Here is a 24,952-nt window from a genome sequence, read left to right as displayed (position 1 = left end):
CGGATCGTGTCGGCAGTCGGAGCGGGGGTGCTCATCCTCGGCGGCGCCTCGGGGGTGTACGCCGCCCAGCCGGCCGAGCCGGCCGAGTTGCCCCTCGACCTGGCCGTCGCCCCCGGTACGTGGTCGCGGTGGAGCCGCACCGGAGAGGTGATCCGTTTCCGCATCCGCCTGCGAGGGCCGGGTACCGGCGCGCGGCTGGCGGTCGTGACGACCCCCGCCGATGCCCTCAGAAGCATCGAGTGCCCGGTGGTGACCAGGCCCGCGACACCGCTCCCCAAGGGAACGGCGGTCTGCTCGGTCGGTGACCTGCCCGCCGACGGCGGGCTCGTCGACGTGCTGCTCGCCGCGCCGCAGCGTCCCCGGGACATCACGCTGACCGCGATGGCCCGGATGCGCGGACCCGGTGGCGAGACGGTGCAGCAGGGCCAGGGCACGCTCAAGGGCTCGGATGTGGTGACCCGGCAGGTGCGGGGCACCGTCGGGGGCACCGTCGGGGACGCTGTCGGGGACGCTGTCGGGGACGCTGTCGATGACACCGCCGGAGGCACCGTCGGGGGGCCGGACGCGGTGATGCGGCAGATCCGGGGCGCCGCCGGGATCCCGGAGCCCGCCCACGCCCAGAGGGAGGTCAGGCAGACTCTGCCCGTCTCCGGGGTGAGTGCCGGGGCGTCGCCGTCGCACGGCGGCTCCGGTGTTCCGGAGATCTCCGGCCCTTCCAGGATTTATCTGGGAGATGCTTCGCCGGCCCGGCCCGCGGATCCGTACCCGGGCATGGAGACGCTCGGTGGCGTCGACCTGGTCCTCAACGCTCCCCAGGCAGTCGGGGAGCGGGGCTGGGTTCCGAAGATCGCCCCCGGCGCGTCGAAGGCGGAGAAGGTCGAACAGCGCGCGCTGGCGTTCCTTTTTGACGTTCTGGAAAGGTCGTCGGGCCCCGAGGCGCCGCGATCGGTCGTGGCGGGTGCGGGTGGCAGTGCCGCTACGGGCATGGGCGGGAGCACGGCCGTGCCCTCGACCCCGGTGGCTCCCGTCCCGGCTGTTTCCTCGGCCCCGGCTGCCCCCTCGGCCCCGGTGGCTTCCTCGGCCCCGGTGGCTCCCGAGGGCTCGGTTCAGCCGGGAACGCGGCTTCCCGCCGACGCCGCCGTTCCGGGCACCGCACCGGAGACGAGCGGCGGTGTGGCCGGCCAGGGCCCGGCCGTGGCCGTACCGAAGCCGGTGAAAACACCTGAGGAACAGCTCCTTCAGCGACAGAACGGCAGGAACCATCCGGTCATGGGGTCTCACGCGGGACGCGGGGCGGCCGGGCGGAAGATGTCCAGGAAGCAGCGGGCGGCCTGCCGGTCCAACACGCGCCGCGAGGGGGCGGGCCGGCCGATGCTCGGGCCCGTGGGACCCGGCTATCCGGCAGGCGGCCAGACGGTGATCGGCAAGCCCGGAGCGCGCCGCCCGGCGGTGGCGCCGATGGGGCCCGGTTACCCGGGGGCCGTCCAGTGGCCGGCCGGACAACTCGTCCAGCCCGGTCAGGGCATGCCTGGCCGACCGGCTAAGCCGGGTCAGGGCATGCTCGTCCAGCCTGGTCAGCTCGGTCAGGGCATGCCCGGTCAGCTCAGTCAGGGCATGCTCGTCCAGCCCGGTCAGCTCGGCGCGCAGCCGCAGGGGATGGGGCAGCCGATGCTTCCGGGCCATCCGGGGGCAGGCGGGCAGGGAAAGGCCGGCCGGCCCGGTGCGCCGCAACGGGAAGCGGGCGGGCCGGTCGGTCCCGGCTACCCAGGGACCGGCTACCCAGGGACCGGCTTCCCGGGAGCGGGACAGCAGGTGCCCATGGCGCAGCCGCCGGGCGGCCAGGCACCGATGATGCCGCAGCAGATACCGCCGCTGCCCATGGGGCAGGTGCCGGGTGTACCTGCGCAGGTGCCGCCGGCCTCCGCGGGGATGGCGGGGGCGGGCCAGCCGCCCGGTTTCGGGACCGGGGCCCAGTTCCAGTTGCCGCCGGTGGGATCCTTCCCCGCCGCCGCACAGGTCCCCGTACCGCAGGGTGCGCCCCTCCCGCAGGATCTCGACGGTCCGAACACCCAGGTCCAGGCGGTCGCCGAGTCAAGCCCGCTGCTGACAGGGGTACGGGGCCTACCAGCGGTGGGAGCGGCGGTGGGAGCACTCCTCGGCCTCCTCTGGCTGCAGCGGAGGATCCAGCGCCGCCGTCGTTCGCGACACGTTTTGTAAAAGGCGATTTACTGTTACTTTTGCCCAACTAGTATTTCTTTGGCGTGTTCATGGTTGATTGCACGGAGGGCACCGGTGACGCGAGCACGGCTCAGGGTAGCTGTCTCCGCCGTTGTGATGTCTTTTGGGATCAGCGGTGCCTTCCTGGTCGCCGTGGCACCGCTCACCGGTTCCTCCGTGGCCGGCGCGACGGTCAGGACGATGGTCGCCGACCCGTCGTACATCCCCGGATGTGACGTCGATCCGGCGGGGCCCTGTGAGGAGCCCACGCCGATCGTCACGGTCACGGTCACCGAGGATCCCGGGGGCGGCACTCCGGAGGAGAGCCCGGTCCCGCAGAAGACCGTGACCACCACGGTGACCGTCCCGCCGGCGAAGCCCTCGAAGACCCCGACCCCGCCGCCCGCGCAGGAGCCGGTCGCTCCGCCGGCCCAGGAGACCTCGGCCCCGATCGCTCCGCCGGAGACCGAGGCCAGCCCTTCGGCGTCCGAGGAGGCGGAGGTCCAGTTCCCGGCCAGCACCCCGTCGGACACGCTTCCCGCCGCCACGCCCACCCCCGAAGAGAGCGCCACGTTCGACGAGAACGCCGCCGGCTCCTCCGTGGCCGAGATCCGCAACGCGAACGCCGAGTTCGACGGGGCCACGCTGAGCCGCCAGCTCGGCATCCCGGCGCTGATCCTGGTGCTGCTGGTGCTGTTCGCCGTGCTGATCTTCGAGGGCAGGCTGCGCCGCCTGGCCCACGCCGCGGCCATCCGCCGGGCCGGTCCCCGGGGAATGGGTCCCCGCGTCGATTCGATGGACCCGATGGCCTATCACGGCGGTCCCGGCTACGCCGCCGGACCCGGTTTCGTTCCCGGCCCCTACCAGAGCGGCACGGCCTACGCGCCGATCATCAGCCTCGTCCCGATGCAGATGTACTCTCCGGTCTACCCGGAGGGTTACGCCCCCGGGCAGTACCCCTACGGCTACGAGCAGACGACGGCGTACCTGCCCGGGCCCGGCTACGAGCAGCAGGCCACCGGCCACGGCGACCCGTACGGTCAGACCGTCCAGGGGCAGGTGCCCTACGGCCCGGTGGGCCAGGACGGCTCGGCGGCCGCGTTCCACGGCACCCAGCCCTTCGGCCAGGAACCGCAGGGTGATCGGAACCTGCCGGCCGGCCCCCAGGGCGATTTCCAGCCCTTCGGACCCGAGTCGCAGGGCGCTCCGGGTCAGGGCGCTCTGGGTCAGAGTGGGCCGGGTCAGAGTGGGCCGGACGAGCATGCCCAGCCCGAGTTCCCCGGGGCGCCGTTCCCGCAGGAGCCCGCCCGAGGCGGCCCTGGCGGCCACGGGGGTTCCGTCGACGGGGCGCACGGCAGTGGGGCGCACGGCAGTGGCGGCCCGCCGGTTCACGGTGGTCCCGGCGGTGATACGGCGACGCTGATCGGTCCCGGTGGCCCCGGTAGTCGGCCGGACGCCGGCGAGCAGCCTCCCACGGGGCCGGGCTCGACGGCGGTCTACCCGCTCCCCGGTCAGGACACCGGCAAGAAGAAGCGCGGTCTCTTCCGCCGTTCCAGCTGATCTTCACCGGCCCGGCGGTCACCGTCGTGGCCGGTCGCGGCTCTCCCGAGCCGCTGATCGCGCCGCCGGTCTGAGACACCGCGGAAAGTCGCGGGGGGCTGAGCGCCGTGGTCGAAACATCGGGGAAACACGGCGGCGCCGCCCGGGGAGAGCCCCGTGGGCGGCGCCACCGTGCAGGGGTCAGCTCTTCGAGCCGGAACGCTTGAAGATCTTGTTGCCCAGCCAGACCAGCGGGTCGTACTTCCGGTCGACGACGCGCTCCTTCATGGGAATCAGCGCGTTGTCAGTGATCTTGATGTGCTCGGGGCAGACCTCGGTGCAGCACTTGGTGATGTTGCAGTAGCCCAGGCCGTGCTCCTCCTGAGCGGAGTCCTTGCGGTCGGCCACGTCGTACGGGTGCATGTCCAGCTCGGCGATCCGCATCAGGAAGCGCGGACCGGCGAAGTCGGGCTTGTTCTCCTCGTGGTCACGGATGACGTGACAGACGTTGTTGCACATGAAGCACTCGATGCACTTGCGGAACTCCTGGGACCGCTCGACGTCGATCTGCTGCATGCGGTACTCGCCCGGCTTCACGTCGGCCGGAGGAGTGAAGGACGGGATCTCCCTGGCCTTCTGGTAGTTGTACGAGACGTCCGTGACCAGGTCCTTGATCACCGGGAACGTCCGCATGGGCGTCACGGTGATCGTCTCCTCCTCGCTGAAGGTGGACATCCGGGTCATGCAACCGAGCTTCGGCCTGCCGTTGATCTCCATGGAGCACGAGCCGCACTTGCCGGCCTTGCAGTTCCAGCGGACGGCGAGGTCGGGGGCCTGGGTCGCCTGGAGCCTGTGGATGATGTCGAGAACGACCTCGCCCTCGTTCACCTCGACGGTGAAGTCCTCAAGCTTGCCCTCGCCGCCCTCGCCCCGCCAGACGCGGAACTTCGCCTTGTAACTCATGGTTACTCCTTGGCCAGCGCGTCAAAGGCGGCCAGCTCTTCCTCGGTGATGTACTTCTTCAGCTCGTCGCGGTCGAACAGCGTGATGAGGTCGTCCCGCATCGCGGTCTGGACCTGCTCCTCGACCGTGATGCCGGAGCCGTCCGGGGTGAGGGCACAGCGCAGGATCTTGGTCCGCCACTCGGCGGACATGACCGGGAAGTCGTCACGGGTGTGGCCGCCGCGGCTCTCCTCGCGCAGCAGCGCAGCCTTCGCCACGCACTCCGAGACCAGGAGCATGTTGCGCAGGTCGAGGGCGAGGTGCCAGCCCGGGTTGTAGATCCGGTTGCCGGCCGCGCCGACGTTCTGGGCCCGCTCCTTGAGCTTCTCCACCGCCTCCAGCGCCTCGGAGACCTCCTCGGACTTGCGGATGATGCCGACCAGCTCGTTCATCGTCCGCTGCAGCTCGTGGTGGACCTCGTACGGGTTCTCGCCCGAGTGCTCCAGCGGGGCCAGCGCCTCCGCGCTCGCCGTGGCCACGGACTCCTCGGAGATCTTCGGCCGGGCGGCCAGGCCGTCCACGTACGAGGCCGCTCCCATGCCCGCGCGGCGGCCGAACACCAACAGGTCCGACAGCGAGTTGCCGCCCAGCCGGTTGGAGCCGTGCATGCCGCCGGAGACCTCACCGGCCGCGAACAGGCCGGGTACGGCCGCCGCGCCGGTGTCGGCGTCGACCTCGACGCCGCCCATGATGTAGTGGCAGGTCGGGCCGACCTGCATGGCCTCCTTGGTGATGTCGACGTCGGCCAGCTCCTTGAACTGGTGGTGCATCGACGGCAGCCGCTTGATGATCTCGGCGGCCGGGAGGCGGGTGGAGACGTCGAGGTAGACGCCGCCCTGGGGCGATCCGCGTCCCGCCTTCACCTCGGAGTTGATGGCCCGCGCGACCTCGTCGCGGGGGAGCAGCTCCGGAGGGCGGCGGTTGTTGGCCTGGTCGGTGTACCAGCGGTCGCCCTCCTCCTCGGAGGTGGCGTACTTGTCCTTGAACACCTCGGGGATGTAGTCGAACATGAAGCGCTTGCCCTCGGAGTTCGTCAGCACCCCGCCGTCGCCGCGGACGGACTCGGTGACGAGGATGCCCCGGACCGAGGGCGGCCAGACCATCCCGGTGGGATGGAACTGGATGAACTCCATGTTGATCAGGTTCGCCCCGGCCAGCAGGGCCAGCGCGTGGCCGTCGCCGGTGTACTCCCACGAGTTGGACGTGACCACGTACGACTTGCCGATGCCGCCGGTGGCCAGCACGATCGCGGGGGCGTCGAACAGGATGAGCCTGCCGTTCTCCCGCCAGTAGCCGAAGGCGCCACAGATGGCGTCGCCGTCCTTGAGCAGGCGGGTCACCGTGCATTCCTGGAAGACCTTGATGTACGCCTCGGCGTCACCGTGGAGCTTCTCGTCCTCCTGCTGGAGCGCGACCACCCGCTGCTGCAGGGTGCGGATCAGCTCCAGGCCCGTGCGGTCGCCGACGTGGGCCAGCCGCGGGTACTCGTGCCCGCCGAAGTTACGCTGGCTGATCTTGCCGTCCTTGGTGCGGTCGAACAGCGCGCCCCACGCCTCCAGCTCCCAGACCCGGTCGGGCGCCTCCTTGGCGTGCAGTTCGGCCATCCTCCAGTTGTTGAGGAACTTGCCGCCCCGCATGGTGTCGCGGAAGTGCACCATCCAGTTGTCGTCGCTGTTGACGTTGCCCATGGCCGCGGCGGCGCCGCCCTCGGCCATGACCGTGTGCGCCTTGCCGAACAGGGACTTGCAGACGATCGCCGTACGCTTGCCCTGCTGGCGGGCCTCGATGGCCGCCCGCAGCCCCGCTCCGCCGGCGCCGATGACGACGACGTCGTATTCGTGACGCTCGATTTCCACTGGTGATCCTTATGCGAACGGGAAGGGAATGATGTTCTTGGCGACCAGTCGGACGTAGATGTCGGCGCCCATCACGCTGAACATGGAGATCAGTGCGAGCTCCTGGTGCTTGGCGTTGAGCTTGGAGACGATGCCCCAGGCCCGGTAGCGGACCGGGTGCTTGGAGAAGTGGTTCAGGCGCCCGGCCGTGATGTGCCGGCAGGAGTGGCACGACAGCGTGTACAGGTTGATGAGGATCGCGTTGACGATCAGGATCCACGTGCCCAGGCCGGTCGGCTTGGCGATCAGCGCCTTCACCGCGTCGTACGCCAGGATGAGGCCGATGACGATCGCCGCGTAGAAGAAGTAACGGTGAATGTTCTGAAGAATCAGAGGGAAGCGCGACTCACCAGTGTACTTCTTGTGCGGCTCGGCCACCCCGCACGCCGGGGGCGAGAGCCAGAACCCCCGGTAGTAGGCCTTGCGGTAGTAGTAGCAGGTGAAGCGGAACCCCGCGGGGAGGCCGAGGATCAGCAATCCCGGGGGCAGGGCGTACCAGTCGCCGAACGGGGCGAGGCCGAACAGCCGCGCCTCCTCCGGACAGCTCGTCGCGAGACAGGGTGACGCGAACGGCGCGTGATATGGGGACACGAAGTAGCTCGCGTCGAAGATCGCCCACGTGGCGTAGACGAGGAATGCCGTGAAGATGATGAATGTGACCAGTGGATAGCGCCACCACGGGTCGGTTCGCAGGGTGCGCTCCTTGATCTGCGCACGTTGCCTTCTGGCCGGGCTCTCGGCCGTTGTCTGGGTCATCGAGACCTCTCCACCTCCCGCGAACCCCGCTCGCCTTGGGGTCCGGGTCGTTTCAGTTGTGCCGCGCGCTGGGCCATGGTCGCGCCGGCTCACACGTGCGCGCGCATGTTGGTGGGGGATACGTTACGACGGAGCCCGGGGGTTATGTGAGAGAGGTCACTGGTAATTTCACTAGCCAGGTGTGATTCCTGTCACGTTGGCGCGCAGAGGTGCCCTGCCTGCGACGTCTCACGAGATGGACGATCACAGGGAGGTCTCGGGGGCCGTGAAAACGGGCACCGGAATCCCGGCCTCGGGGATCTCGCCCGGATGGACGACACCCGGCGGACCGGGGGATCCCGCCGCCGGGCGTGGCGTGCCGTCAGTAGTGCTGGCCGGAGTTGGGCAGCTTGACGACGGTCACGAAGAAGTCGTCGATCCGCCGGACCACGCTGATGAACTGGTCGAAGTCGACGGGCTTGGAGACGTAGGCGTTGGCGTGCAGGTTGTAGCTGCGCAGGATGTCCTCCTCGGACTCCGACGTGGTCAGCACCACCACCGGGATCCCGCGGAGCTTCTCGTCGGCCTTTATGTCCTGGAGCACCTCCCGGCCGTCCTTGCGGGGCAGGTTGAGGTCGAGCAGGATCAGGTCGGGCCGGGGCACGTCGGCGTACTCGCCCTCCTTGCGGAGGAAGGACATGGCCTGCTCGCCGTCGTTGACCACGTGCAGCTTGTTGCGGACCTTGTTGAGCTCGAACGCCTCCCGCGTCAGCAGGACGTCGCCCGGGTCGTCCTCGACCAGCAGGACGTCGATCCAGCGCAGGTCATTCATCAGCGGTCTCTCCTGAGGGAAGGGTCCAGCGGAAGGTCGTACCGGTTCTGGTGGTGTTCCCGGGTTCGCCGTCCTCGGTGTCCAGCCAGATGTGACCGCCGTGGTACTCGACGATTTTCTTGCAGAGAGCCAACCCGATGCCGGTGCCCGCGTAGACGTCCCGCCCGTGCAGGCGCTGGAAGATCAGGAAGATGCGGTCAGTGTACTTACTGTCGATGCCGATGCCGTTGTCGGTGCAGGAGAACTCCCACATGTCCCCGTCGCGCCGTACCCCGATGTGGATCTCCGGTGGATCCTCCGAGTGGAACTTGATCGCGTTGCCGATGAGGTTCTGGAAGAGCTGGGTGAGCTGCACCCGGTTGCCGTGCACCCGGGGCAGCTCGTCGTGGGTCACCGTCGCCCCCCCGTCCTCGATCGGCGCGGCGAGGTTGTTCAGCGCGGCCTTGAGCGGCACCGTGGCGTCGATGTCGACGCGCTCGCCGCCCATCCTGCCGACCCGGGAGAAGTCGAGCAGGTCGTTGATCAGCATCTGCATGCGCTTGGCGCCGTCGACCGCGAAGGCGATGTACTGCTTGGCGCGATCGTCGAGCTGGTCGCCGTAGCGCTGCTCCAGCATCTGGGTGAAGCTGGCCACCTTGCGCAGCGGCTCCTGCAGGTCGTGACTGGCCACATAGGCGAACTGCTCCAGCTCGCTGTTGGAGCGCCGCAGCTCCGTCGCCTGGTCCTCCAGCTTGCGCTGCGTCTCCGAGGCCCGTCGCCACTCGGCGAGGATGCGGCGGCGCATCGCGTCGACGTGGCCGGACAGCTCGGCCAGTTCGGCGGGGTGCTCGACCCTGAGCTTGTGGTCGAAGTCCCCCTGAGCGACCGCGCGCACCTGCTCGTTCAGCTCCGCCAGCGGGCGGAGCACCGCGTGGCGCACGATGAGGACCGAGACGATCGCGACCGCGACCAGTGCCCCGGCCACCCCGACGAGCGCGATGTAGAGGGCCTGCCAGCCACGGTCGAGCCGAGCGCTGCCGATCTCGTGCAGCCGGCTCAGGTGGCTCTGCAGATCCGAGAGGGACTGCCGGATCTCGGTGAACCGGGTGGCGTTGATCGTGGCGTTCTGCCGGGCGGCGTCGGTCTTCAGCGTCGGCACCGAGGCGATGACCTGCTCCGCGTAGTCACGCCGCCAGGCGTCTCCGCCGGCCTTCAGCCGGGCCACCTCGGCGCCGACCGCCTGCCGCTCCGGTATCCGGGGGACCAGCGCGGTGAGCGCGTCCATCGCCCGGTGCTCCGCGGCGAGCGCCTCCCGGTAGTCCTTCAGGGAGGTCTCCTCGTTGGTCCTGCCGTACGCCCGCACCGAGCTCTCCTGCGCGGTCAGCGCGTTGGAGATCTCCAGGGTGCGCAGCGTCGCCGGATCGATGACGTCGACCAGGGTCTCCCTGGCCTGGCGCGCGTCCTCGATCGACCTGATCGTGACGACGGCCGAGACCATGAAGATCAGTGCGATGCCCACCCCGGCGAACAGGAACCAGCGCCCCACCGGGAGCTTCCCGAAACCCCTCGCGGGGGTGAGTGCCGGCAGGGGACGAGGGCTGGTGCCGCCGCCCGGACGGTCGGTCATCGTTTTCCGTTCCGTGAGATGAGCACGGTCGCCAGGTCGTCGCTGAGCGCGTCACGGTTCAGCTCGATGACGCGTTCGATGAGGCGGTCGAGTTCGATCCCGCCCTGCTCCTGAACGAGCCTGAGCAGGCCCTCGGTGCCGAGCAGGTCGGGTCCGCCGCCCACGGTGGCCTCGATCAGCCCGTCGGTGTAGAGCAGCAACGACCAGTTGTCGCCGAGCGCGACGTCGATCTCCGACCAGTGCACGTCCTGGAAGATGCCCAGCGGCGGTCCCGAGGGGGTGCCCGGCACCACGCCGATCGCGCCGTCGCGGATCAGCAGCGGCGGCGGGTGGCCGACCACGTGCATCCGCGCGCGGCTGAGCGCGGGGTCGATGGTGGCGATGCACAGGGTGGTGAAGATCTCCGCCGACTTGCGTTCCAGGCGGAGCACCGACTCCAGCGTGCCGAGCAGTTCGTTGCCGGTGTGCCCGGCCAGCACCAGGGTCCGCCAGGCGATCCTGAGCGCGACCCCCAGCGCGGCCTCGTCGGGACCGTGCCCGCACACGTCGCCGACCACCACGTGGACGGCGCCGTCGGGGCTCTGCACGGTGTCCCAGAAGTCACCGGCGAGCAGGGCGCGCCTGCGTCCTGGCAGGTAGCGGGCGTGGTGTTCCAGAATCTCGGTGGTCAGCAGCGGGACCGGGAGGAGCCCGCGTTCGAGGCGGGAGTTCTCCTTGGTGAGCAGTTCGGCCTCGACCAGTCTGCGCTGGGCCAGGTCGGCGCGCTTGCGCTCCATCGCGTAGCGAATCGCCCGCGCCAGCAGGCGACCCTCCACGTCCTGCTTGACCAGGAAGTCCTGGGCGCCCGCGGCGACCGCCTCCACGCCGACGTGGGTGTCGTTCAGGCCGGTCAGCACGAGCACGGCGGCATGCGGCGCCATCGAGAGCACCTGCTCCAGTGCCTCCAGGCCGGTCGCGTCGGGCAGGGAGAGGTCGACGAGCACGCACTGCACGTCGGAGGTCAGCCGGTCCCTGCTCTCGGCCAGGCTCCGCACCCAGATGATCTTCGGCGGGTTCTCCGCCTCGCCGAGCAACTCCTCCACGAGAAAGGCATCGCCCGCGTCGTCCTCGATGAGAAGAAGCGTGAGCGTTTCATTGGCGGGGGCGGTCACTGACGCCTCTTCGTGAACTCGGGAGAACCTGTCAACGCTACGTAGAATAGTGCGACACGTCAGGTACCGGGGTGCCGATGCGAGGTGATTCACCGCCCGCCGGACGCCGGGAGTCAGCCCTGGATGATCAGGTCCAGCCCCTGGGGGAGGCTGCCCTCGTGGGCGGCCTCGGTGAGGAAGAGGAGCAGGGCCGCGCGGAAGGCCTGGGCCGCGCGGGTGGGCTCGACGTCCCTGCGGTGCGCGATGGCGATGGTGCGGCGCAGCCCGGGAGGAGCCAGGGGTGTCCCGGAAAGTCCCGGGCGGCCGTCCAGGACCATCGAGGGCACCAGCGCGACCCCCAGCCCGGCCTCCACGAAGCGCAGCACGGAGTCCATCTCGCCGCCCTCCACCGCGAACCTGGGCTCGAACCCGGCCTGCCGGCAGGCGTTGAGCGTGGCCTCCCGCAGGTCGTATCCGCGTCTGAACATCACCATCGGCCGGTGGCGCAACTCTTCGATGCGCACGTACGGCCTGCGGACGCGGGTGGTCGAGGGAGAGGCGACGACGAGGTTCTCCCGCAGGACCTCCTCGGTGACGAGGGCGGGGTCGTCGCTGTGCAGCGGCATGATGATCAGCGCCAGGTCGAGCTGGCCCCGGGCGAGGGTGCGGACCAGGTCGCGGGAGCCGCCCTCCTCCACGAACAGCTCGATGCCGGGGTAGGCGTGGTGGAACCTGGCCAGCGCGTCGGCGAGCAGCCCCGCGCAGAGCGAGGGCGTGGCGCCCAGCCGGACCCGGCCGCGGCGCAGCCCGGCCAGCTCGCCGACCTCGCTCCTGGCGGTCTCGGCGTCGGCCAGCATGCGGCGGGCCAGCGGTAGCAACGCCTCGCCCGCGGGGGTCAGCGTGACGTTTCCCCGGGCACGACTGAACAGCGGTGCGCCGAGCTCGGCCTCCAGGGCCTTGATCTGCTTGCTCAGCGAGGGCTGGGCTACGCGCATCCGCTCGGCGGCCTGGGTGAAGTGCCGGGCCTCGGCGACCGCCACGAAATAGGCGAGTTGCTGGAGCTGCACGTTTCCCTAGCGTACGGACCCTCCGACCGCGGATTCGGGGCGGGTGGTGGTGAGGGAGACGATGTGAGATTGCTCGCACCACATGGTGAGACGCGGCGCCGCAAGCAGCAGGGACGCAGAGGTGATAGCCGCAGGCTATGGAAACCACATCCGCGATGACTTGGACTTGGATAAATCCCCTTACCTAGCGTCACAAGGGTGACTGCCACGATTGAGCGCGGATCCGCCACCGCGCCTGTGAAACCCCCCGCGGACACCGCGAAGACCGCGAAGCCCGGGCGAAAAGGCGGCTTCCTGGGCTCCTCCAACGGCAAGAAGGCCGTGATGGCCATCACGGGTGCCGTGATGGTGCTCTTCCTCATCGGCCACATGGCCGGAAACCTCAAGAGCTTCGCCGGTGCCGAGTCGTTCAACTCCTACGCGGCCTTCCTGCGGACCATGGGCGAGCCGATCCTCCCGCACCGGGTCCTGCTGACCGTTGTCGAGGTCGTGCTGGTCGTCGCGGTCGCCCTGCACATGTGGTCGGCGATCTCCCTGGCCCGGCGGGCGGGCAAGGCCCGCCCGGTCAAGTACGCGGCCAGGCGCAAGTCCAGGGCGAACGGCTACGCGGTCCACACCATGCGCTACGGCGGCGTCATCATCGTGCTGTTCGTGATCTACCACCTGCTGGACCTGACGTTCGGCGCGGTCAACCCGGCCGGTGGCGGCGCCACCCCCTACGACCGCCTGGTCGAGGGCTTCGCGCCGTCGCGCTGGTGGGTCACCCTGGTCTATGTGCTCGCCCTCGTCATGGTCGGCCTGCACCTGCGCCACGGCCTGTGGAGCGCCTTCCAGACGCTCGGCCTGGCGAGCAGCCGCAGCTACCGCCCGCTGAAGGCCGTCGCCGCGGGCCTGTCGGCGCTGCTGGTCATCGGCTTCCTCGCGGTCCCGGTGGCGGTCGCGATCGGAGTGATCAAGTGAGCAAGAGCGCGAACCCGGCGGATCTTCCGCACGGAGAACAAGGGGTGAGGGCCACGATGAGCACGGGATACACCGAAGGTGAGCCGATCCGTGACACCAAGGCTCCCGACGGCCCGATCGAGGACCGCTGGGAGAAGCGCAAGTTCTCCGCGAAGCTGGTCAACCCGGCCAACAAGCGCAAGCTCCACGTCATCGTCGTGGGCACCGGGCTGGCGGGCGGCTCGGCCGCCGCGACCCTCGGCGAGCTCGGCTACAACGTCACCTCGTTCTGCTACCAGGACACGCCCCGCCGCGCGCACTCCATCGCGGCCCAGGGCGGTATCAACGCCGCCAAGAACTACCGCGGCGACGGCGACTCGATCTACCGGCTCTTCTACGACACGGTCAAGGGCGGTGACTTCCGCGCCCGCGAGTCCAACGTCTACCGGCTCGCCCAGGTCAGTGTGAACATCATCGACCAGGCCGTGGCCCAGGGCGTGCCGTTCGCCCGTGAGTACGGCGGTCTGCTCGACACCCGCTCCTTCGGCGGCGCGCAGGTCTCCCGTACCTTCTACGCCCGAGGCCAGACGGGTCAGCAGCTGCTGCTCGGCGCCTACCAGGCGCTGGAGCGCCAGATCGCGGCCGGCACCGTCAAGATGCACACCCGCCACGAGATGCTCGACCTGATCGTCTCCGACGGCCGGGCACGCGGCGTCATCGTCCGTGACATGGTCACCGGCGAGATCGAGCGGCACGTCGCCGACGCGGTGGTGCTGGCCAGCGGCGGGTACGGCAACGTGTTCTTCCTGTCGACGAACGCCAAGGGCTGTAACACCACGGCGATCTGGCGGGCACACCGGCGCGGCGCGATGTTCGCCAACCCCTGCTACACCCAGATCCACCCGACCTGCATCCCGGTCAGCGGCGACCACCAGTCGAAGCTGACCCTGATGTCGGAGTCGCTGCGCAACGACGGCCGCGTGTGGGTGCCGCTGAAGGCGGGCGACGCCCGTCCGGCCTCGGCGATCCCCGAGGAGGAGCGCGACTACTACCTGGAGCGGATCTACCCGGCGTTCGGCAACCTGGTCCCGCGTGACATCGCCTCCCGCGCGGCCAAGAACGTCTGCGACGAGGGCCGCGGTGTCGGCCCCGGCGGCCTGGGCGTCTACCTCGACTTCGCCGACGCGATCCGCCGTCTGGGCCGCGAGGCGGTGGAGAAGAAGTACGGCAACCTCTTCGAGATGTACGAGCGGATCACCGGCGAGGACCCGTACGCCCAGCCGATGCGCATCTACCCCGCCGTGCACTACACGATGGGCGGCCTGTGGGTGGACTACGACCTGCAGTCCACGATCCCGGGCCTGTTCGTGATCGGCGAGGCCAACTTCTCCGACCACGGCGCCAACCGTCTCGGCGCGTCCGCGCTGATGCAGGGCCTGTCCGACGGCTACTTCGTGCTGCCGACCACGATCGGTGACTACCTCGCGAACGGCCCCTACGGTGAGGTCGACGAGGACGACGTGGCCGAGGCCGAGACCGCGGTGCGCCAGAAGATCGACAAGCTGCTGACGAACAACGGCAACCGCACCGCCGACTCCTACCACCGTGAACTCGGCAAGATCATGTGGGAGTACTGCGGGATGGAGCGTACCGAGGAGTCGCTCCGCAAGGCGCTGGAGCGGATTCCGGAGCTGCGCGAGGAGTTCTGGCAGAACGTGAAGGTCTCCGGCGAGGCCGACGAGCTGAACCAGGCGCTGGAGCGGGCCGGACGGGTCGGCGACTTCTTCGACCTGGCCGAGCTGATGTGCATCGACGCCCTGCACCGAACCGAGTCGTGCGGCGGCCACTTCCGGGCCGAGTCGCAGGACGCCGACGGTGAGGCCCTGCGCGACGACGAGAAATTCTCCTACGTCGCGGCCTGGGAGTACGGCGAGCAGGGCCCGATCCTGCACAAGGAAGACCTCGACTACGAGTACGTCAAGATGAGCCAGCGGAGCTACAAGTGAGTGCACCCGGCGCGGTGAGCGGAGTGGCTCGTGAGGAACGAGCGGTCCGCGCGGCGAATGAGGAGAGGTAAGCGAACCATGAGTATGAACCTCACTCTCAAGGTCTGGCGTCAGAAGGGCCCAGAGGACGAGGGCCGGATGGTCAACTACCGGGTCGAGGACGTGTCACCGGACATGTCCTTCCTGGAGATGCTCGACGTCCTCAACGAGCGGCTCATCCTGGAGGGCGACGACCCGATCGCCTTCGACCACGACTGCCGCGAGGGCATCTGCGGCATGTGCGGCATGGTCATCAACGGCGTCGCGCACGGTGAGCAGGTGGCCACCACCACCTGTCAGCTGCACATGCGGCACTTCGAGGACAACGCGGTCATCACCATCGAGCCGTGGCGCGCCGCGCCCTTCCCGGTGGTGAAGGACCTGGTCGTGGACCGCTCGGCGTTCGACCGGATCATCCAGGCGGGTGGCTTCATCTCCGTCCCGGCCGGTTCGGCCCCCGACGCGCACAGCGTCCCGGTGAAGAAGGTCGACGCCGACGCGGCGTTCGACGCGGCCACCTGCATCGGCTGCGGCGCCTGCGTCGCCGCCTGCCCGAACGGCTCGGCCTCGCTCTTCACCGCGGCCAAGATCACCCACCTGAGCCTGCTGCCGCAGGGCCAGCCCGAGCGCGACTCCCGTGCCGTCGCGATGGTCGAGCAGATGGACGCCGAGGGCTTCGGCGGCTGCACCAACACCGGTGAGTGCACGGCGGTCTGCCCCAAGGGCATCCCGCTGGACACCATCGCCCAGATGAACCACGACTACCTGCGGGCCGCCAAGTAGGCCAGGTGGTCGCCGGGCATCCGGTCCCGTCCCCCGGGGCCGGGTGTCCCGATCGATCATCCGGGCCTTCCCGGGGTCACCGAGCCGTACATCCGAGGTGATGTACGGCTCGCGCCGTCCCGGCGTGGTCCACGCGGAGTTCCCATGTCGGGCGACGACCCCGGAGCTCCGACCGGCGGGGTCAGTGCCGATCCGGCCGGCCGAGGTGGCGGGCGATCTCGTGGCGGACGTCGTCGGCGGTGAGGCCCGCCTGGGTGATGACCCGCATCCCGGGCCCCGTGCCGTCGCGGACCAGGCCGAGCAGCAGGTGCTCGGTGCCGATGTGCTTGTCCTTCAGCCGCAGGGCCTCCCGCAGGGACAGCTCCAGGACCTTCTTGGCGCCGGGGGTGAAAGGAATGTGGCCCCGGGGCACCTTGCGGGCCTGGGGGCGATCCAGGGCGCCGGGGCCGAAGGCGGCCTCGACCTTCTCCCGGATCGCGTCGAGGTCGATGCCGATGGTCTCCAGGGCCTCCGCGTCGAGGTCGCCGGCGCGGGGAGTGCGGCCGACCGCCGCGTCGGCCCGCTCGTGGGTGAGGCCGAGGCCGGTCAGCACCTGGGCGCCGACGCCGTCGTCCTGGCGCAGCAGGCCGAGCAGCAGGTGCTCGGTGCCGATGTGGCCGTGCCGCAGGCGCCGTGCCTCCTCCTGGGCGAGGACCGTCACCCGCCGGGCCTTGTCGGTGAACCTTTCGAACATGGTCAGTCCCTCCGTCTCAGCAGGCCCCGGCCGCCCGCGTACTTCTTGTGCACCGCCTGCCGGCTCACTTCCAGACAGTGCGCGATCTCCTGCCAGGACCAGCCCTGGTCCCTGGCGTTCTCCACCTGGAGGGCCTCCAGCCGGTCGACCAGCGTCCGCAGTGCCCGTACCGCCCGCAGGCCGACGGCCGGATCGCGGCTACCGGCGTCGGATGCCAGTTGCGCCGTATCACTCATGCCTGTCAATTTAGGTTGACGAGGCCCACTTGTCAACCTTGATTGACGGCGACACGCCGGGGAGGCCGAAAATCGTTTGCCGGGCCAGGTCGGAGTTTGTGACCCTTGTTGTGAGATGCGTTCCTTACCGGCCGCCGACCCCGGCCTTCCCGATGCCCGCAGTCCGATCGGCTACCTGTTGTGGGTGGCTCGCATGCAGCGAGGCCCGCTGCTCCTCGGCATCGGCTACGCCACCCTGTGGTGGCTGGCGATGGCGCTGGTACCCGCCGCGATGGGCAACGGCATCGACGCGATCACGGACGAGGACCTGCCGGCCCTGGTCACCTGGGGCGCCGTGGTGCTCGCCCTGGGAATCACCCAGGCCGTCATGGGCATCCTGCGGCACCGGATGGCCGTCTACAACTGGCTGAGTGCCGCCTACCGGACCGTCCAGGTCACCGTCAGGCAGTCGACCCGGCTGGGCGCGACCCTGCCCAAACGCATGTCCACCGGCGAGGTGGTCAGCATCGGCAACTCCGACATCGCCCACATCGGCAACGCGATGGACATCCTGCTCCGCGGCAGCGGAGCCGTCGTCGCCATCGCCGTGGTGACCGTCATCCTGATCGACGCCTCGCCGCCACTGGGCCTGATGGTGCTGGTCGGCCTGCCCCTCGTGGCGGTCGCCGTCGCGCCCCTGCTCAAGCCGCTGCACCGCCGCCAGAACGATCATCGCGACCTGCAGGGCGACCTCGCCACCCGCGCCGCCGACATCGTCACGGGCCTGCGGGTGCTCCGCGGCATCGGCGGTGAGCGGGTCTTCGCCGACCGCTACGGCGCCGAGTCGCAGCGAGTGCGCCACGCCGGCGTGCGGGTGGCCTCCGTCGAGTCGATGCTGGAGGGCGCGCAGGTCCTGCTGCCTGGACTGCTGATCGCCGGGGTGACCTGGCTCGGTGCGACCTTCGCGATACGCGGCGAGATCACGGTCGGTCAGCTCGTCGCCTTCTACGGCTACGCGGTCTTCCTGATCGCCCCGGTGCGCACCCTCACCGAGGCGGCCGACAAGCTGACCAAGGGGCACGTCGCCGCCCGCAGGGTGGTGCGCATCCTGGCGCTGAATCCCGAGGTGGAGGGCGGCAGCGGCCGCTCGGAGGGCGGCCTGCTGCGCGACGTGACCTCCGGGGTGGCGGTGCGTCCCGGCATGCTCACCGCCGTCGCGGCGGCCGTCCCCGAGGAGGCCGTGACCATCGCCGACCGGCTCGGCCGCTACTGCGACGGCGACGTCGACTTCGGCGACGTGGCGCTCGACACCCTGCCGATCTCCGAGGTCCGCCGCCGCATCCTGGTCGCCGACAACGAGGCCCGGCTGTTCGCCGGGGTGCTCAGGGACGAACTGGACGTCGCCGGCCGCGCCTCCGACGAGGAGATCACCCGGGCGTTGCAGGCCGCGTGCGCCGTCGACATCGTCGAGGCGCTGCCCGGCGGCCTGGAGGGGCGCGTGGCCGAGGCCGGCCGGGAGTTCTCCGGCGGCCAGCAGCAGCGGCTCAGGCTCGCCAGGGCGCTGACCCTCGACCCGGAGGTGCTCATCCTCATCGAGCCCACCAGCGCGGTCGACGCGCACAGCGAGGCCCGCATCGCCGACCGGCTGGCCAAGGCCCGCGCGGGCAAGACCACGCTGGTCTGCACGACCAGCCCGCTGGTGCTCGACCGCACCGACCACGTCATCTACGTCGAGGGAGGCGTCGTGCGCGCCCAGGGCACGCACCGGGAGCTGCTGGCCACCCACCCGGGCTACACCGCCGTCGTGACCCGGGGGGAGGAGTCATGAGCAGGCAGATCCTGCCCGTCGCCGACACCGCGCAGGTCCGGGCGTACGCCCGCAGGCTCACCCTGAAATACCCCGGAGAGCTCACCGTGGCGCTGGGCCTGCACGGCCTGGCCGCCGTCGCAGGGCTGGCGGTGCCGTGGCTGCTCGGCGGCCTGGTCCAGGGCGTTCGGGACGGCACCGGGGTCGACGTCACCGCGGTGTCGCTGGCCATCGGCGGCTTCCTGGTCGCCCAGGCGGTGCTGGTCAGGTTCGCCGTCTACGCCTCGGCCAGGCTCGGTGAGAAGGTCCTCGCCGAGCTGCGCGAGGAGTTCGTCGGGCGGGTGCTCGGCCTGCCGCTGTCCGTCGTCGAGCGGGCCGGATCCGGCGACCTGATCTCGCGGACCTCGCGTGACGTCGACTCGCTGTCGCGCACCGTACGGCACGCCGTGCCCGAGACGCTGATCGCGCTGGTCACCTGCCTGATCACCGTCGGCGCGCTGATACTGGTCGGGCCGCTGCTCGCGCTGCCCTCGCTGCTGGCCGTCCCCATCCTGTGGGTCTCCACCCGCTGGTATCTCAACCGGGCCAGGGACGGCTACCTGCGCGAGAGCGCCGCGTACGCCGACATGACCGACGGGCTGGCCGAGACGGTCGGCGGCGCCCGCGCGGTGGAGGCCCTGGGCCTGCAGGAGCGGCGGCACCGCCGCACCGACACCGACATCGCCCGCTCGTGGGCGGCCGAGCGCTACACACTGGGGCTGCGCACCGTCTGGTTCCCCTCGGTCGAGCTCGGCTACGTGATCCCGATCGTGGCGACGCTGGTCATCGGCGGTCTGTTCTATGTCCAGGACTGGGTCTCGGTGTCCCAGGTCACCGCGGCCACGCTCTACGTCCAGCAGCTCATCGACCCGCTCGACCGGCTGCTGATGTGGATCGACGAGCTCCAGGTCGGCGGCGCCTCCATGGCCCGGCTGCTCGGCGTCGCCGAGGTGCCCGACGACCGCGAGGCCACCTCCGCCGCTCCCGATGGCAGTGCGCTGGCGGCCGACGACGTCCGCTACGCCTACCGCGAGGGCCACGACGTGCTGCACGGCATCGACCTGCTGGTCAAGCCGGGCGAGCGGCTGGCCATGGTCGGCCCGTCGGGGGCGGGCAAGTCCACGCTGGGCCGCCTGCTCGCCGGTATCCACGGCCCCCGCACCGGCTCGGTCACCGTGGGCGGCGTCCCGCTGGTCGAGCTGCCCCTGAACGACCTGCGCGGCCAGGTCGCCCTGGTGACCCAGGAGCACCACGTCTTCCGGGGCACGGTGCGCGACAACGTGCTGATCGCCAGGCCCGACGCGGACGACGCGCGGGTCCGCGAGGTGCTGGAGGCCGTGGACGCCTGGGACTGGGTCGAGGACCTGCCCGAGGGGCTCGACACGGCGGTCGGCTCCGGCGGCGAGCACGTTCCCCCCGCCCAGGCCCAGCAGCTGGCCCTGGCCCGGCTGGTGCTGGCCGACCCGCACACCCTGGTCCTCGACGAGGCCACCTCGCTGATCGACCCCCGCGCGGCCCGCCGCCTGGAACGCTCGCTGGCCGCCGTTCTCGAAGGCCGTACGGTGATCGCCATCGCCCACCGCCTCTACACGGCCCACGACGCCGACCGCGTCGCGGTCGTGGAGGACGGCCGCATCGGCGAGCTCGGCTCCCACGAGGAACTGGTCGCCGCGGAAGGCTCCTACGCGGCCCTGTGGCGCAGCTGGCACGGCACCTCCAAGTGACGGGTGCCGCGCCACGGGGGTCAGCTTCGGCGGGCCTTCTGTTCTGAAGGCTCGGGAGGGGCCGGGCGGCGGACGTAGACCGGCGTTCCCGTCGGGGTCATGTCGAACAGGGGCTTGGCGTTGTGCAGCGGGACGCGGATGCAGCCGTGGGACGCGGGGTGCAGCGGGACCCTCTCCGAGCCGTGGAAGCCGACCTCCCCATTGAAGTAGATGGTGTAAAACTGGTCGCCCAGCGGCCCATGGGTCCATCCGGGGGTCCGCCACCAGGCGCGGAAGTCCCCGGTGGGCGTGACGGCGACCCCGCAGCGGCCGTTCTTGCAGTAGTGCTTGTCGTTACCGGTCGAGATATGGGAGACCAGCGCCGGCTTGTCGTCCTGCCAGGCGGTGAGCAACTGGCGACGCAGGTCGATCTCCACCCTGGTGGGCTCCCCGTGGGGCACCAGCGGCCTGACACGCGCCGGGCGGGCGAGTGCCTTCCAGGTCGACGGGTCGATCTCGTCGTCGGCGGGCAGCTCGTTGGCCTTCTGGAAGGCCCATACGGCCGCACGTAGCGCGGGGTCGTACTCCTGACCGGAAGATCCCGGGTTGAACCCCAGCCGGTCGAGACGTTTTTTGATCTCCTGGACCTGGGTTCCCCGGTCACCGGGGCGAAGGGCGGGGAAACGCGACAGTGGGGTGTGCTCGGCACGGGGCGGGTGGTCATCGGCGACGGCGGGTTCGGAGCGTCTCGGTGACGCGATGCCGGTGTTCGCGATGCCGAACGGCAGGCACGAGGTGAGCGCCAGGGCGGTGTTCGCGATCAGAAGGCACTTGACGATTCTCTGCATTTCAGTGAGCCTTTTTGGTCTGTCGTCGCGACCGGGCAGGGTGATATGCGGTGATGGAGGCATCGGGCAACCTCACCGTATTCAGGCCGTCTCGCGTCGACTCCGGGAAGAAAAGAGAATGCTCAGCAGGAGTAGGAGTACGTGCGGTCCGCGACGGCCGCGCGCACCAGGCCGACGGCCTCCTGGGCGCAGCCCCAGGAAAAGCTGAATCCGGCCCCGCCGTGTGCGAAGTTGTAGATGATCCGACCTTCCTCGTCCCATTCGAGGCAGACGTTTTCCTTCCGAAACGGCCGCAATCCGGCCCGTACCGGCTCATCGGGATCCAGCGTGAAACTTCGCAGCGCGGGCATGAAGGCCAGGCAGCGCTCGTACATGTCCCGTACCGGAGCGTGGTTCTCCAGGTTGATTCCGGTGTCCCACTCGTCCTTCTCCGCCAGCCCGCCGAGGACCAGGATCCGCGGACTGCGCGGCACGATGAAGACGATGTCCTGCTCGCCGTTGTTCGCCTCGTCGTGGGAGACGCAGTGGGCCTCGTCGATCCCGTCGTTGCGGACCCGCACCAGCGCACCGCGGAGTGGATACATGCTGACACCGCGGAGCTCGGCGGTGCCGAGCCCCGCGCAGCAGACGATCACCTCGGCGTCGAACCGGTCGAGGAGCTCGGCCTTCCTCTCGGTCAGTGCCCCCTCGATCCGATGCCGTCTGATCCGCACCCCGTGCGTTTTGACCTGCCGCATCAGCCACAGCATGTACCGGTCTGTGTCGATCATGGGCGCCAGGTGGGAGTAGGCGTCGACCACGCCGTAGCCGGGGTCGATGCCGTTCCGCTCGGCGAGCGATCGGTCGCGGACGAAGCCGCGCACCTTTCCCGAGAGCTCCCGCATCTTGTGGAGGTCGTGGGGATTCTCCTCGACGGGGTGCTTGAAATAGAAGTTGGACCTCCGCATGGCCACCCCGGGAACTCCGGACCGGGCCAGCTCCTCGAATATCCGGTACGAGGTGACGCACCAGCTCTTGGAGCGGGCGAGCGAGACCTGGTCGTGGTGGTAACCGCAGACCGCGGGCGGCCACTCCCACAGCGCGCCCGCGACGACCGAGACGATGTCGGGTGCGAACCTGTCCGCGATGACGGTGACCCGGAACCCCTCCCTGGCCAGACACAGCGCGGTCGTCAACCCGCTCACACCGGCTCCGACGACAAGCACCTTCTCTGAATTCGCGCGCACCTGGGAACGCCTTCTTTCTGGATCCGTCCAGCTCGATCAATTTTCGGCGTGGCCGACCGAGGAAGGCCGTCACGACGAGCGCTGAAACTTCTCCAGGGTAAATCGAGGCACCGGTGAACCCCGGAATGGCGGCGAATCCGGGATGGGGGACGGGTGGCCAACGGCGAATGGGAAAAAAGTACCGAACGGGGAAAAGCCATACGCGTCCCAAATTCCGCGATGACGAGCGTTTGGCGGCGTGCCGGATTTTCATCGCCAATCCATGGATCGGCTCGGGAGAATACCGGTGCATTCTTGGCCGTTCCCCGGCGGGCACGGTGGGCGGATCGGGGGCATGGCGGGCTGGATTGCCTACGTTGCCCTGGGGACTCGCCTATATATCCTCGGTGGGACTGTTGGGGGTAGCTGGCCGGTCGAGTCGTACTTGTTCCATAACGTGGCGACCGGAGGAATTCAGCCGCGCGCCCGACGGGGGGACGCCGTGCCGGTGAGCGGTTCGGTGCCGCACCGGCACGGCGTCATTCAGACCAGGGACTTCTTCAGGAAGTCGACCTGGAGCAGCAGCAGGTTCTCCGCCACGACCTCCTGCGGGGTCATGTGGGTGACCCCGGACAGCGGCAGCACGTTGTGCGGGCGACCGGCGGCCAGCAGCGCCGAGGAGAGGCGGAGGGTGTGGGCGGCGACCACGTTGTCGTCGGCCAGGCCGTGGATCAGCAGGAGGGGGCGGTCCAGCTTCTCGGCGTCGGCGAACAGGGACGAGGAGTCGTAGTGTCCCTCGTCGGGGCGGCCGAGGTAACGCTCGGTGTAGCAGGTGTCGTACAGGCGCCAGTCGGTCACCGGGGCGCCCGCGACGGCCGCGTGGAACACGTCGGGACGACGGAGCACGGCCAGGGCGGCCAGGTAGCCGCCGAAGGACCAGCCACGGATGCCGACCCGGGTCAGGTCCAGGTCGTCGGGGAACCGCGCGGCGGCGCCGTGCAGGGCGTCGATCTGGTCCTCCAGGATCGGGGTGGCCAGGTCGTGCAGGACGCCTCGCTCGAACTCGGGGCCCCGCCCCGGGGTGCCGCGGCCGTCGGCCACGACCACCGCGAAACCCTGGTCGGCGAACCACTGGCTGGTCAGGTGCGCCCCGGCCGCGGCCAGCACGCGCTGGGCGTGCGGTCCGCCGTACGGGTCCATCAGGACCGGCAGTCTCGCCGAGCCCGGCACGTGCCCGGAGGGCAGCAGCACCGCGGTGGCCAGGTCGCGCTCGCCCGTCCTGATCAGGGAGACCCGCAGGTCCAGGCCGGGGCGCTCGGCGTACGAGGTGATGTGGCCGCGAGCTTTGCCGTTGTGCAGGACGCGGGTGACCGAGCCCTCGCTGTCGAGGGTCTGGCCGGTGATCACCAGGGTGCCGCCCGCGGTGTGGCCGCTGTAGACGCCGCCCTCGGTCGGGCTGACGAGCGTGATCCGGCCCCTCCGGTACGCCCATACCGCGATCTCGGTGGGTTCCCCGCTCGCCCGGAAGAGCACGGTCTCGCCGTCGATGTCGAGGATCTCGCGGACCTGGAGGGTGGGCGGGGTGACGGGGTCGTCGCCGACGATCAGGCGGTGGCCGCCCTCGGAGGTGGCGGCCCAGACGAGGCTGCCGTCGGCCAGGTGGCCGGGAACGCCGGTGACGATGTCGACCCAGGCGGGGTCGGTGTCCTCGCGCACCAGGGTGGAGGTGCCGGTGGCCGGATCGACGGCGAGCAGCCGCATGGTCCGCTGGTCGCGCGTCATGGTGACGATCGACAGGCCGTGGGCGTCCCAGGCGGCGTTGACCAGGTACTCGTCGTCGAAGGGCACGGGGACGCGGGCCCCGGTGAGGGTCAGCACGAAGAGCTCGACCCCGGCGTTGGCGGTTCCGGCGGAGGGATAGCGCTGCTCGGCGGCGGGCCGGGCCGGGTTGGCCGGGTCGGAGATGTGCCACCGCTGGACCGGCGACTCGTCGGCCCGCTCGACCAGGATCGCGTCCCCCGACGGGGACCACCAGTAGCCCCGCATGCGGTTCATCTCCTCGGAGGCGATGAACTCGGCCAGGCCGTAGGTCACCTCCGGGGCCTCGGGGCGGGCCAGCGCGTGGTCGACCTCGTCCGCCAGGTCCTGGATGTGGAAGGCTCCGCCGGTCACGTAGCCGACGTGTTCTCCGGTGGGGGACATCCGGGGGTCGATCACCGGTCCGGGGGTCTTCAGGTTCCTGATGTACCCGGTCTTCAGATCGACGACGTAGAGGCCGCCGGAGAGCGCGAACGCGGCGGTGGCCACCGTGGCGTCGGTGCTGTATCCGACGATGCCGCCGGCCTGCTCCCGGCTCCGCTCGCGGCGCGCCCGCTCCTCGGGGGGCAGGTTCTCGTCGTCCGCGGCCAGCGCGCGCGGGTCGACGACGAGCCGTTCCGTGCCGCTGAGGACGTCGTACTCCCACAGGCAGGTCACCGGGTCGGAGCCGCCTTTGGTCCGCAGGAAGACGACGCGATCACCGCCCGGAGCGATCGTGAAACCGCGGGGCACTCCGAGGGTGAATCGGCGGGTTCTGGCGTGCAGGCGAGGAAAGCTCTCACTCATACGAGCCA

General features: G+C 70.1%; 19 protein-coding genes. 7 read left to right on the top strand and 12 right to left on the bottom strand.

The window, feature by feature from the left end; genetic code table 11:
* The first annotated feature begins 6 nt into the window (after positions 1-6).
* The gene (locus ACQP0P_RS41840; protein WP_433366957.1) at positions 7-2,217 is read left to right on the top strand and encodes a hypothetical protein; all 2,211 of its coding nucleotides are present in this window, start codon (positions 7-9) and stop codon (positions 2,215-2,217) included.
* Between the two features lie 117 nt (positions 2,218-2,334).
* On the top strand, positions 2,335-3,777 hold the full coding sequence (locus tag ACQP0P_RS41835) for a hypothetical protein (RefSeq protein ID WP_433366954.1): 1,443 nt from the start codon (positions 2,335-2,337) through the stop codon (positions 3,775-3,777).
* Between the two features lie 180 nt (positions 3,778-3,957).
* On the opposite strand, the gene ACQP0P_RS41830 is transcribed toward ACQP0P_RS41835, so the two are convergent.
* The 7 genes from ACQP0P_RS41830 to ACQP0P_RS41800 form a co-directional block, all read right to left on the bottom strand.
* Complete coding sequence (locus ACQP0P_RS41830) at positions 3,958-4,719, bottom strand: succinate dehydrogenase/fumarate reductase iron-sulfur subunit (RefSeq protein WP_350921675.1); 762 nt, start codon at positions 4,717-4,719, stop codon at positions 3,958-3,960.
* A 2-nt stretch (positions 4,720-4,721) separates the two neighbouring features.
* A complete protein-coding gene (locus ACQP0P_RS41825) occupies positions 4,722-6,614 on the bottom strand; it encodes a fumarate reductase/succinate dehydrogenase flavoprotein subunit (RefSeq protein WP_433366951.1) in 1,893 nt (630 codons plus the stop codon).
* Between the two features lie 9 nt (positions 6,615-6,623).
* On the bottom strand, positions 6,624-7,409 hold the full coding sequence (locus ACQP0P_RS41820; protein ID WP_433366948.1) for a hypothetical protein: 786 nt from the start codon (positions 7,407-7,409) through the stop codon (positions 6,624-6,626).
* Between the two features lie 361 nt (positions 7,410-7,770).
* A complete protein-coding gene (locus ACQP0P_RS41815) occupies positions 7,771-8,220 on the bottom strand; it encodes a response regulator (RefSeq protein ID WP_350921681.1) in 450 nt (149 codons plus the stop codon).
* Entirely contained in the window at positions 8,213-9,826 is a 1,614-nt protein-coding gene (locus tag ACQP0P_RS41810) for a sensor histidine kinase (protein WP_433366945.1), read from the bottom strand. Before ACQP0P_RS41810 ends, ACQP0P_RS41815 begins: the two co-directional genes overlap by 8 nt.
* Positions 9,823-10,977 (bottom strand): PP2C family protein-serine/threonine phosphatase, encoded by a 1,155-nt coding sequence (locus ACQP0P_RS41805; protein WP_433366942.1) that lies wholly within the window; start codon positions 10,975-10,977, stop codon positions 9,823-9,825. Before ACQP0P_RS41805 ends, ACQP0P_RS41810 begins: the two co-directional genes overlap by 4 nt.
* Before the next feature lie 113 nt (positions 10,978-11,090).
* Positions 11,091-12,023 carry a LysR family transcriptional regulator gene (locus tag ACQP0P_RS41800; RefSeq protein ID WP_433366939.1) on the bottom strand — a complete coding sequence of 311 codons (933 nt, stop codon included), beginning with the start codon at positions 12,021-12,023 and terminating at the stop codon, positions 11,091-11,093.
* A 198-nt stretch (positions 12,024-12,221) separates the two neighbouring features.
* Here ACQP0P_RS41800 and ACQP0P_RS41795 point away from each other — a divergent pair, with 198 nt between their 5' ends.
* From ACQP0P_RS41795 to ACQP0P_RS41785, 3 genes are all read left to right on the top strand, one after another.
* Positions 12,222-12,983: a succinate dehydrogenase cytochrome b subunit gene (locus ACQP0P_RS41795; protein WP_433366936.1), complete on the top strand. Its 762-nt coding sequence runs from the start codon at positions 12,222-12,224 to the stop codon at positions 12,981-12,983.
* 56 nt (positions 12,984-13,039) lie between these two features.
* A complete protein-coding gene (locus tag ACQP0P_RS41790) occupies positions 13,040-14,968 on the top strand; it encodes a fumarate reductase/succinate dehydrogenase flavoprotein subunit (protein ID WP_433366934.1) in 1,929 nt (642 codons plus the stop codon).
* Positions 14,969-15,052: 84 nt separating this feature from the next.
* Positions 15,053-15,790: a succinate dehydrogenase/fumarate reductase iron-sulfur subunit gene (locus ACQP0P_RS41785; RefSeq protein WP_386316116.1), complete on the top strand. Its 738-nt coding sequence runs from the start codon at positions 15,053-15,055 to the stop codon at positions 15,788-15,790.
* 181 nt (positions 15,791-15,971) lie between these two features.
* Here the strand turns inward: ACQP0P_RS41785 and ACQP0P_RS41780 are convergent, their stop codons facing one another.
* Together ACQP0P_RS41780 and ACQP0P_RS41775 are read right to left on the bottom strand one after the other, a co-directional pair.
* On the bottom strand, positions 15,972-16,523 hold the full coding sequence (locus tag ACQP0P_RS41780) for a Clp protease N-terminal domain-containing protein (protein WP_433366931.1): 552 nt from the start codon (positions 16,521-16,523) through the stop codon (positions 15,972-15,974).
* A 2-nt stretch (positions 16,524-16,525) separates the two neighbouring features.
* Entirely contained in the window at positions 16,526-16,759 is a 234-nt protein-coding gene (locus tag ACQP0P_RS41775) for an RNA polymerase subunit sigma-70 (protein ID WP_350921694.1), read from the bottom strand.
* Positions 16,760-16,874: 115 nt separating this feature from the next.
* On the opposite strand from ACQP0P_RS41775, the gene ACQP0P_RS41770 reads away from it, so the two are divergent.
* A complete protein-coding gene (locus tag ACQP0P_RS41770) occupies positions 16,875-18,566 on the top strand; it encodes an ABC transporter transmembrane domain-containing protein (RefSeq protein ID WP_433366928.1) in 1,692 nt (563 codons plus the stop codon).
* On the top strand, positions 18,563-20,308 hold the full coding sequence (locus ACQP0P_RS41765; protein ID WP_433366925.1) for an ABC transporter ATP-binding protein: 1,746 nt from the start codon (positions 18,563-18,565) through the stop codon (positions 20,306-20,308). The genes ACQP0P_RS41770 and ACQP0P_RS41765 overlap by 4 nt, the downstream gene beginning before the upstream one ends.
* A gap of 20 nt (positions 20,309-20,328) precedes the next feature.
* Here ACQP0P_RS41765 and ACQP0P_RS41760 read toward each other — a convergent pair whose 3' ends face one another.
* The 3 genes from ACQP0P_RS41760 to ACQP0P_RS41750 all read right to left on the bottom strand — a co-directional run bounded on the left by ACQP0P_RS41760 (position 20,329) and on the right by ACQP0P_RS41750 (position 24,944).
* Positions 20,329-21,135, bottom strand: coding sequence for a L,D-transpeptidase family protein (locus ACQP0P_RS41760; protein WP_433366922.1), 807 nt, complete (start codon positions 21,133-21,135; stop codon positions 20,329-20,331).
* A 122-nt stretch (positions 21,136-21,257) separates the two neighbouring features.
* Positions 21,258-22,361, bottom strand: coding sequence for an FAD-dependent oxidoreductase (locus ACQP0P_RS41755; RefSeq protein ID WP_433366920.1), 1,104 nt, complete (start codon positions 22,359-22,361; stop codon positions 21,258-21,260).
* A 522-nt stretch (positions 22,362-22,883) separates the two neighbouring features.
* Positions 22,884-24,944, bottom strand: coding sequence for a prolyl oligopeptidase family serine peptidase (locus ACQP0P_RS41750; protein ID WP_433366917.1), 2,061 nt, complete (start codon positions 24,942-24,944; stop codon positions 22,884-22,886).
* Positions 24,945-24,952: the final 8 nt, after the last annotated feature.

The organism is Streptosporangium sp. CA-115845 (assembly GCF_050943795.1).
Classification (GTDB): Bacteria; Actinomycetota; Actinomycetes; order Streptosporangiales; family Streptosporangiaceae; genus Streptosporangium.
The sequence above is the reverse complement of the archived record's forward strand: the minus strand, read 5'-3'. Positions and strand labels throughout refer to the sequence as shown.